The following is a 10,218-nucleotide window of genomic DNA, read 5'->3' as shown; positions in this document are numbered from 1 at the left end:
GCTAACTGAAAGGTAGCGGTTTTTTTATGGGCGTGAAATGGCCTATGTTAGATTTTAAACTGCTGTACCGAGCTTTGTAGCTCTTCTGCAAGTTTGGCAACCTCGTGGCTCGATTCAGATGTTTGATGGGCACCTACCGAGGTTTCCTCTGCGATATTGACGATATTTTCCAGCTTCTCGCTAATTTCTTGAGATACCACATTTTGCTCTCTTGCGGCTTGGGCGATTTGAGAGCTCACGTCGTAGGCTTTATGTACGGCATCAGAAATTAATTGTAAGGCCTGAGTAGATTTTTCAGTTTTCTCAACACAGATTGTGGTTTGTTCTTTACCTTGATTCATGACTGCTACGGCTTTTTCTGCACCCGCTTGTAAGACTTCAATCATGGAGTTAATTTCTTGCGTGGACTGCTGGGTACGACTTGCTAGGGTACGTACTTCATCGGCAACGACAGCAAAGCCGCGTCCATGCTCACCTGCTCTTGCTGCTTCAATCGCTGCGTTTAGCGCTAATAAGTTGGTTTGATCGGCAACCCCACGAATAACATCAAGAATACCGCCGATGCTGGCGCTGTCCTGATGCAGTTTATTGATAACCTGAGCAGCCTCTTCTACATCTCTGGCCAGTACTTCGATAGTACGAATGTTTTCTTCTGAAATAGCTTTGACCTTTTCGGCTTCTTCGTCCGCATGTTGAATTTGGCGCAGGGTGTCTTCAGCACTTTGGCTTACGACCAGTGAGGTGCTGTGCATCTCAGTTGTGGCCGTGGCTACCTGGGCTATTTGCGATTTCTGCTCTTGAATAGATGACGTAGTTTGCATAGTAACCGCAGAGGTTTCTTCCGATGCCGCAGCTAACTGGGCAGAACGAGAGCCGATACCCGAAATCAGGGTTTTCAAACTATCAATTAAGTTATTACAGTTCTTGGCTAAGGTACCAAATTCATCATCAGAGGAGTCATCTAAACGACGCGTTAGGTCACCAGATGAAACTATATTCAGCATTTCGTTTACTTTATGTAATGGTTTGATAATGGCGCGCACCCCAAAGAATGCGATTACGCTGGCAATTAGAACTGAAATAATAACAATGAAAATGGTTTTTAAATTGCCTGAACTAATTGAGTTTTTGACCGATTCTTTCGCCACTGTTGCTTTGTTGTCAGCTAATTTAGACAAGGTGTTGAGTTTAGCAATAGCCAATTCGATATTCGCATCAGAGGCTCTGTAGGCTGCTGTTGCATCGTTTTGCTTGTTGATTTTCTTAACTTGGTTTTGCAGTAAACCGTTAGGCGAACTAATTGAGTCTAACACTGAGCCGGTCATTTGATAAATCTCTGACAAGGTACCACTTGGGTCACTACCGCCAGCGGCTTTTTGTATTTCGCTTAGGGTTTCACCGATTTGATTGACCACTAAGTTTACCTCGTTACCCAAGGTATCGGCTCTGACTAAATTTTGCGTTTTGACATACTCAGCCCCTACCGTAAGCAGCGACATCAAATTGGTTTCAAGCCGATTTGCTAATTCTGCCGCTCTACTAAGCTGGGCACTATCTTGTACTTCGTCCAGATCGGAAAAATCGAGAATGAGCGAGGAGGTATCATCTGCATTATCTTCAATATTCCCTAACTGATCACTTAACGTGCTACGCATGGTGAGGTCGTCTTGACGACTTTCAAATAGCTTAAACACATTGACTTTATAATCTTCATAAATGCTATCGACTTCCGCCAATGACGCTTTCAGTTCTGGCTCTTGACTAACAACACGTTTGAGGGTGTTAAATTCATTCTCAAAGTTACTTTGGCTGCTATTAAAAGCGTCACTTTTTTCATTGAGTCCATTTAATGCATCCCCATAGTACGCTTCAGCCGTGAGACGCCCCATGTTTAAAAATGACACCTTGAGCTGACTACTGCCACTTACCGTAGGAAAAGCAAGATTGCTGACTTCTTCTGTTGCCTCATCGATACTATTCAATGTGGTGAGTGAAAATATTCCCATGATGACAAGCAGCGAAGTAATAATGGCAAAACCGCCTACTACGCGCATAGCTACAGTCATTTTCATTTGTGGTCTCCAAATAAACGTATTTATTATATGTGTTCAGGCGATTATTTTGCTGTCACTTCAAGACAAACCCGAAAGGTTAGTTTTGCACAATACTAAAGGTGATCCCATGGGCAGTGATTATGTTATTTGCCCGTTGATTATAGGAAACGATAACCGTCTTCTATGTAGTATCGACATACATGCGGGGAACATTAACTAACTTTATGACTTTACTCTAATTAATTTATAAAAATAGCATTATAAAGGTGTCTTATATAACCAGTGATATGAGGTTAGGCAGGCGCCGGTATGAATAACGTAAGCTATTTCAGTTAACCCATGCATCAACTTAAAAGGAGATGACGGTCAGCTTAGTTGGAAGTGATTTATTTTTGTATCAGTTGCAGGCTGTCTACGCATAATAAGGTCATATGGCCTCCCCATACAAAGCCGGTATCCAAGGCAATAAATCGCTCGTCATGGGTTTCACCATTTAACGCCGCCCAATGACCAAAAACAACTTTCTGTTGCGCGTCGATAGTTGAATTATTAACAACAAACCAAGGTGTGAGTGACCTTGGTGCATCTCTAGGTGGCAATTTGCATTCGAATTCGAGGCGCAGATCGTTTTCTAAAAATCGCATTCTGGTGAATGCATTAATAATAAAGCGTTGTCTGGCGTCGCCGGTGAGATCATCGGTCCAGCGGCTAGGCTCATCGCCGTACATCATTTTGACCATGTGTTGCCATTGCTCACCTCGCAATGTCTCGCTTATCTCAGCGCTGAGGCTTAACGCTTTGGCAAACGACCAATTAGGATATAAGCCCGCATGGGTGAGAAGAATATTTGGTGTTATGTGCATGGCCAACGGTTTTTGGCGCAACCAATGACAATACTTAGCAAAGTCTACTGAGGCGATTAAAGCGTCGAGTTTATCGGCCTTTTTGGCGCGCCGGCCCCCGCAGTATATTGCTAGTAAGTTTAGGTCGTGGTTGCCTAATACGGTTTGAAAGTTATCACCCATGGCATGCAAGTAGGCTAGGGTATCCAGAGAGTCGGGCCCGCGCCCTATCAGATCGCCCACGGCATACAAGGTATCGCTTAGGGGATTAAAATCAACTTTGCTCAGCAGCGCCTTTAAGCCGCTAAGACAACCTTGGATATCGCCAACAATATAATCAGCCATGAAAACCTAAGGGTTAATTAATGAGATGGGGCACAGCGAGACTAAAAATATCGATGGGAACACGAAACATGGCACCATCTTTATCCTGCATTTCATAATAGCCTTGCATTGAGCCCACTGGGGTATCGAGTACCGCACCACTGGTGTATTGAAAATGATTGCCACTTGCAATGTGCGGCTGTTCACCGACGACCCCAGCCCCTTCTACTTCTGTCTGCTTTCCGTTGCCATCTATAATGAGCCACCAGCGATTAATGAGTTGCACGCTTTCGGCGCTATGATTAGCAATATTAATTTCGTAGGCAAAGGCAAATTTATCTGCTTCGCTAGCAGGATGATCAGCCATATACTGGGTATTAACGGTTACGTGGATTTTATCGCTGAGCTCTTGTCCGGAATTAAGCGGAGTGGTCATTTATGATTCTGCCTGAATGCGGCTAGCGAGATCGGCTATTTGGCCAAACTGGGCTAGTGAGAGATTTTCTGCTCTTAGGTCTGGATTAATATCCAGTGACATAAGCTGTGCTTCGTTGAGACTTTCTTTCAAACTATTGCGTATGGTTTTACGACGCTGATTGAATGCCTGAGCACACACCTTGTTTAATGAGTCCTCACTGATAACGCTCACGGGTTTTACCTTGTGTGGAATAAGGCGAACGATAGCTGAGTCAACTTTAGGTGGTGGATTAAATGCTTCAGGTGGCACATGTATTACGGGCATAATTTGACAGTGGTATTGCGCCATCACTGACAAGCGACCGTAGCTCTTGTTACCTGGGGATGCTGCAAGTCTATTCACCACTTCTTTTTGCAGCATAAAGTGCATGTCTTGTACTTTGTAGGCAAACGAAAAGAGATGAAACATTAATGGTGTTGAAATGTTATAGGGCAAATTACCAAACACACGCAAGGGTCGGTCTTCACTAAATAACTCAGAGAAGTCGAACTTTAGGGCGTCCTTCTCAACAATATTCAATTTGCTGGCGATAAACGGGTGGGTGCGCAGACGCTGGGCTAAATCTCGGTCCAGTTCGACGACCGTCAATTTATCTATTAACGCGCAAACGGGTTCGGTTAGTGCGCCTAAGCCAGGACCAATTTCAACTACATTTTGGCCGACCTGTGGATTGATGGCAGACACGATCTGATCGATAACATATTCGTCATGTAGAAAGTTCTGACCAAAGCGTTTTCTGGCTGTGTGGCCTAAGTGTTGTTTACTCATTGTTTACTTTTTGCCAATGAAATGGCTTCCTTGATAGCGATGTCGAAACTGCCGACATCGGCTTTGCCTGTAGCGGCTAAATCGAGAGCGGTTCCGTGGTCAACGGAGGTGCGAATAAAGGGTAATCCCAAGGTGATATTGACTGCCTGACCAAACCCTTTGTACTTTAACACGGGTAACCCTTGATCGTGATACATAGCGAGTACAGTATCAGCTTGCTGCAAATATTTAGGATTAAAAATGGTGTCCGCTGGCAGTGGGCCAGTGAGCTTAAAGCCTTCTTGGCGAAGTGACTCAAGTGCCGGAATAATAGTGTCTATTTCTTCACGACCGATATGTCCGTCTTCACCCGCATGCGGGTTTAGGCCACAAACAAAAATATGGGGTTGGGCGATAGCAAATTTTGTTTTTAAATCGTGATCAATAATACGGATCACTTTTTGTAAACGAGACTCGGTTATCGCCGCAGATACGGCAGTGACAGGAATGTGCGTAGTGACTAAGGTGACGCGTAATCCTGTGGTTGCCAGCATCATAACAACATCGGGTGTATTCGATTGCTGTGCGAAAAACTCCGTATGGCCGCTAAACGGAATACCGGCTTGATTAATAATGCCCTTATGCACGGGACCGGTAACCAATGCATCAAACTCGCCGTCTAAATTCTGTTGGCAGGCTTGATATAACGTATCAATGACATATTGGCTGTTGTCTTGATTTAGCTGCCCTGGAACCACTCGGGTGCGCAACGGAATATCGACTATATATAGCGAACCAGCCGGCTGAATATCCTGACAAGATGCTTCGTAAGGCAATAATGTGAGGGGTAACCCCAGTGCAGATGCTCGGGAATGCATCAGCTCAGCATCGGCAAAAACCACTATCATGGCCTGCCACTGATGCTGGGCTAAAGTAATCATTAAATCTGGGCCAACCCCCGCAGGTTCGCCCGGTGTAATAGCAAGCTTAATGGTCATGAATTAACGATTGTCTTTTTTATCGAGTAATTCAACATACGCACTGTCACGCATTTCTTTTAACCAAGCTTCGGTTTCTTCAGCAAATTTCCGCTGAAATAACAACTGATACGCTTTGTCTTCTTTCAGTTTTTCCGTGGCATCTTGCACACGCTTACCCGTTAGTTGCATTAAATGCCAACCATGAACAGAGCGCACCGGTTGACTGATTTCGTCAACGTCTAGGGTCTGCAATGTGTCTCGGAAAGCCGGTACATATACATTGGGATCAGACCAGCCTAAATCACCGCCGCGTAATGCAGATCCGGGATCCGCTGAGTGCTCTTTAGCTAACTCGGCAAAATCAGCTTCACCAGCCAGAATCTCTTTTCTAAATTCTTTAAGCATTTTTTCGGCTTTTTCGTCACTTAATATCACTGACGGTTTGATCAGAATGTGGCGAGATTTAAGTTCAGTCACTTCCACCTTTTCAATTCCGCGAACATCCATTATTTTTAAAACGTGAAAACCAGCGCCGCTGCGGATAGGCCCAATTAAATCATCTTTACTTTTGCCTTGTACGGCTTCTGCAAACAAAGTGGGCATCGAGTTAATGTTCATCCAACCCAAGTCACCACCTTCTAAAGCTTTAGAACCAGAGGACGATGCTGTGGCAATCTTGCCAAATTCAGAACCATTGTTGAGTAACTCTAATACTTTATCTGCTGTCTCTTTGGCATTACTAACATCTTCGTCTGTTGGCTCAGGTGGGAAGCCAATCAGGATATGACCTAAATGATATTCAGCCTGTTGACCACCTTGCTCGTCAATTAACTTAACCAAATTGCTGATTTCTTGGGGAGTGATATAAATACGACGGCGGACATTGGCACGGCGCACTTCACCGGTTATTAGTTCTTTACGCACTTGTTCACGGTATACCTCATAACTCACGCCTTCCGATGCGAGTTTTTGGCGCATTTGGTCAACACTCATGCCATCTTCTTTGGCGATGTTATCAATAGTTTGATCAAGCTGTGGATCACTAATTTGAATACCCATACGCTCAGCCATTTGGCTTTGCAAGCTGTCAACAATTAGGCGCTCGATGGCTTGAGTACGCAGCACACGGTCTGACGGCAGGGTTTGATTGTTGGTTAATGCATTACGTTTTACGGTACTCACTAATTCGTCAATTTGACTTTCAAGAACCACGCCTTGATCGACTATGACTGCAACGTTATCCAAGCGAGTTTGCTTGGCGAACGTGTTAAACGAAATAAATGCCAGAAGGGCAAAGGTAACTACAGTTAATTTCATATTTATGGTTACTTATTAATTAAAATTTACACCTAGGTGTTTGGGTTATATTTTTATTATGCCTTGGGCTAATCTAACAGATAAGCCTGTCGATAGCCGAACAATCCATCTTCTAACATATCGCGCCCTGAACTATCGCCGCCAATTCCTTTAAACAAGAATTGCACCGCAATACCTGAGTCGAACTCATCGGTACTTTGTAAACCATCATCATCGAAACGACTGGTTAGTTGACGTTGCGCAACAATACGCAGTGCCCAACAACAGGATTCATATTGCAATCCTGTGTAGCTTTCAATTGTGCGATGACGATCAATATCTCGATACCATCGACCAACCCAATACCAATCTCGGGCTACCGGCCAACTTGCGGTAAACCCTAACTGGTTGATTTGCTCACCGGATAAATCACGTACATAACGGTGGTTTATTTGCAGCATTTTGTCTCTGGCAAGTCGATACTCGAGGCCAACACTGCTGCGTTCCACCTTGTCAGTTTGTGTCGATACTTGCACTTCACTGTGGGCTGACCACTTACTTCCGATGCGCCAATCTAACTCTGCTGCCAAAGCTGAACGATCATTTTCTTTATTTGCTGCGGTTACTTTGTTGTCCTCAAGATAGAAAATCTGACCCAAGCTAAGTTTAAATTGTTCCCTATTATCTTCATCAATTATTCGTGAGGTGATCCCTAGGGTCATTTGATTCTTGTCGCTAATACGGTCTAGCCCAGTAAATTCCTGACCTCTAAACAGGCCAGCGAAATCATTAAATAAACGAGTGGTGTCATATAAACCAATATCAGACTGGTCTTCGAAGCTGGTGTAAAGATACTGAGCGCGAGGTTCCAATGTTTGGGTTACGGAGTGACCGAACCAATCAGCTTGGCGTTCAAATACTACAGCACCGTATAATTTTGCCTGTCCTAAGGTGCGCGATGCATCACGGGATAAACTCGTACCTTCAATGTTTTCTTGGCGATAAACGGTATGCATTATGGATGTTTCAGCAAGAAATTCGCCCCAACTGTTTTCATAAGGAAAACTAAGGGTAGGGGCTATGTGCGCCCGAGTTGCCTTAGGGCTAGTACCGTTGGCATTATCAAATCTGGCTAATTCAGAATGTATATCGAATTGAAAACCGGCCGGTAAATCTGTGACATAGTCTAATTTTAATTCAGGTAAGGCTCGATAGGTGTCGTCATGATCGCCCAAAATTTCAAAGTCACGCAACTGGATACTGAAGTCTAGGGACTCTGAATAATAATGTAGCCCGAGTGTTCTAAACAGGTGTGTATCCGCCGAGTTGTAATAGTCAGAACCTAAATCAACTATGTAGTTATCGTCGCTTAAACCGTTGAAGTCCACATTGACTTGCCAGTCGTCTGTTAACGCACCTTTATGGGTAAATCGATAAAAATAACGATCCTCGTTGGTGGTAGAATCAGCATCGTTGGCTAAATATTCTATGTCGATTTGACCGCTATTTTGCTCAGTCAAATAGCGAAATTCGGTTTTTAACTGTAAGCCTCGATTACTCATATATCTAGGGCTAATAGTGGCGTCGTATTGGGGGGCGAGATTCAAATAATAGGGTTGCTCAAAGTCAAATCCGCTACTACTGCTACTGCCGATTTTAGGAAACAACAAACCTGTTTCACGGGCGTCTGTCACCGGAAAGGAATAATACGGCAGATAAAAAATAGGGATATCTTGCACATAGAAAAAAGCATTGCGCGCAACACCGCGAGTTTCATCTGGCATGACCTTGATACTGTCAGCGTGGACTAACCAATCTTCTTGCCCTCTTGGGCAAGTGGAAAAGGTCACGCCATTTAGCTCCACACCTTGTGTTTGGTCAATAACGAGTAAGTCAGCCTGACCTCTGGCATTCAACGTCGTAAATTCGTATTCTGTGTCGGCAATTTGCATGCGATTGTTTTGCGTGTTCAGCAGAACTTCTTGGCTGGTGACGCTCAATTGAGGATTTTGGTAGGTCACATCCCCTGAGGCAATTAATTGCTGAGTAGTTCGGTTAATACGCGCTTTATTTGCATTAATTAGCGAGTCTTTGTTGGTTATTTCCACATTACCTGCAAATTCTGCAAAATTATCTTGCTGAATTGAGGTCATATTAGATATAACTTGAATTTGTCCGTTCGGCAGGCGTTTCTCTACCACGAAAGTATTTGCAGGTGCTGGGCACGTTTCTTGGGCTACAGAGCTGAGCGAGCACACAGAGAAAAAGAGCACATGAAGAGGTTGCTTGTTTTTCATACGGTAGGGTAAAAAGGCAGCCTGATAATGGTTAAAGTCACGGGAGTTAAGCTCCAATTTTAAGGGTTTCACGCAGATTTACTAGTAGACTTGCAAAAAAAGCTATATTTCGCCATTCTTCGCTGTCAAATTTTACCCCAATACGAGGTCCTAAGTGAGCCCACTGGCACAAAGACAAGCACAATTGATGGATTGGATTAATCATTCCACACCTTTTTTGTGTCAACAACTACACATGGTTTACGGTGATGCCAGTTTCAGGCGCTACTTTCGCTTTGCCTTCGAGGGGCGTTCTATTATTGCGGTGGACGCACCACCAAAGTTTGAAGACAGTCATAAATTTGCACTTGTCGCCGAACTTCTTGCCACCAAAGGTCTATGCGTGCCAGATATTTTGGCCAGCGATCATGGGCTTGGGTTTTACTGCCTCAATGATTTTGGTGACGTACAACTTGCTCATCGTTTAAACGATGAAAGTAGCCAACCACTTTATTCCCAAGCGTTGGCTCTCTTGCCAAAGGTACAGCAATGTGTGGCTACATCTCAAGCACCTTTGCCTGTCTATGATCATAAACTTTTCAGTGCCGAGTTTGAAATATTCAGCCAATGGTTACTCAACGTGCATTTAGGGCTAACAATTACGCCCGCGCAAAAGACCATATTAACGGACACATTCAATATTCTGGCTGACAACTTTTTCGAACAGCCCAAGGTGGGTGTGCATCGTGATTTTCATTCACGTAATTTGATGATGTTAGACAATAACGCAATTGGCGTGATCGATTTTCAGGATGCCGTTGTTGGCCCCATTACGTACGATGCGGTCTCGTTATTGCGCGATTGTTATCGCCGCTGGCCAGATAAATGGGTGAGCAATTGGTTGCAAGTATTTCATGGGCAATTTTATGCACAGTATTCCCTCGCGCAATTTACACGTTGGTTCGATTTAACGGGTATGCAACGTCACATAAAAGCCAGTGGTATCTTTGCTCGCCTGCATCATAGGGATGGTAAGAGCGATTACTTAGGAGATATTCCGCGTACGTTGGGCTATTTAGTGGACATTGGTAAACTGTATCCACAGTTACAAGCGTTCTCTGATTTTATTGAACAACAGGTTTTACCCAATGTATTGACTGCCCCAAGTTCACGGAAAACGAAAGTGGTGTCTCTTGCTAGCAGCAAAGGCTGATGCGCTAG

At 44.1% G+C, this 10,218-nt stretch carries 8 protein-coding genes; 1 reads left to right on the top strand and 7 read right to left on the bottom strand.

Features of this window, described 5'->3' with window-relative positions:
* Positions 1-47: 47 nt before the first annotated feature.
* From GPLA_RS13600 to GPLA_RS13570, 7 genes are all read right to left on the bottom strand, one after another.
* Positions 48-2,072, bottom strand: coding sequence for a methyl-accepting chemotaxis protein (locus GPLA_RS13600; RefSeq protein ID WP_007105498.1), 2,025 nt, complete (start codon positions 2,070-2,072; stop codon positions 48-50).
* Positions 2,073-2,440: 368 nt separating this feature from the next.
* Complete coding sequence (locus GPLA_RS13595) at positions 2,441-3,241, bottom strand: symmetrical bis(5'-nucleosyl)-tetraphosphatase (protein WP_007105497.1); 801 nt, start codon at positions 3,239-3,241, stop codon at positions 2,441-2,443.
* A 13-nt stretch (positions 3,242-3,254) separates the two neighbouring features.
* Complete coding sequence (gene apaG / locus GPLA_RS13590) at positions 3,255-3,656, bottom strand: Co2+/Mg2+ efflux protein ApaG (protein ID WP_007105496.1); 402 nt, start codon at positions 3,654-3,656, stop codon at positions 3,255-3,257.
* Positions 3,657-4,466, bottom strand: coding sequence for a 16S rRNA (adenine(1518)-N(6)/adenine(1519)-N(6))-dimethyltransferase RsmA (rsmA, locus tag GPLA_RS13585; protein ID WP_007105495.1), 810 nt, complete (start codon positions 4,464-4,466; stop codon positions 3,657-3,659).
* Positions 4,463-5,443 (bottom strand): 4-hydroxythreonine-4-phosphate dehydrogenase PdxA, encoded by a 981-nt coding sequence (gene pdxA / locus GPLA_RS13580; RefSeq protein WP_007105494.1) that lies wholly within the window; start codon positions 5,441-5,443, stop codon positions 4,463-4,465. The genes rsmA and pdxA overlap by 4 nt, the downstream gene beginning before the upstream one ends.
* Positions 5,444-5,446: 3 nt before the next feature.
* Positions 5,447-6,742, bottom strand: coding sequence for a peptidylprolyl isomerase SurA (surA, locus tag GPLA_RS13575; protein WP_007105493.1), 1,296 nt, complete (start codon positions 6,740-6,742; stop codon positions 5,447-5,449).
* A gap of 68 nt (positions 6,743-6,810) precedes the next feature.
* Positions 6,811-9,075: an LPS-assembly protein LptD gene (locus tag GPLA_RS13570; RefSeq protein ID WP_007105492.1), complete on the bottom strand. Its 2,265-nt coding sequence runs from the start codon at positions 9,073-9,075 to the stop codon at positions 6,811-6,813.
* 97 nt (positions 9,076-9,172) lie between these two features.
* Between GPLA_RS13570 and GPLA_RS13565 the strand changes: the two genes are divergently transcribed.
* Complete coding sequence (locus GPLA_RS13565) at positions 9,173-10,210, top strand: aminoglycoside phosphotransferase family protein (RefSeq protein ID WP_007105491.1); 1,038 nt, start codon at positions 9,173-9,175, stop codon at positions 10,208-10,210.
* The last annotated feature ends 8 nt before the right edge of the window (positions 10,211-10,218 follow it).

The sequence above is a fragment of the Paraglaciecola polaris LMG 21857 genome, assembly GCF_000315055.1.
GTDB lineage: Bacteria > Pseudomonadota > Gammaproteobacteria > Enterobacterales > Alteromonadaceae > Paraglaciecola > Paraglaciecola polaris.
The sequence above is the reverse complement of the archived record's forward strand: the minus strand, read 5'-3'. Positions and strand labels throughout refer to the sequence as shown.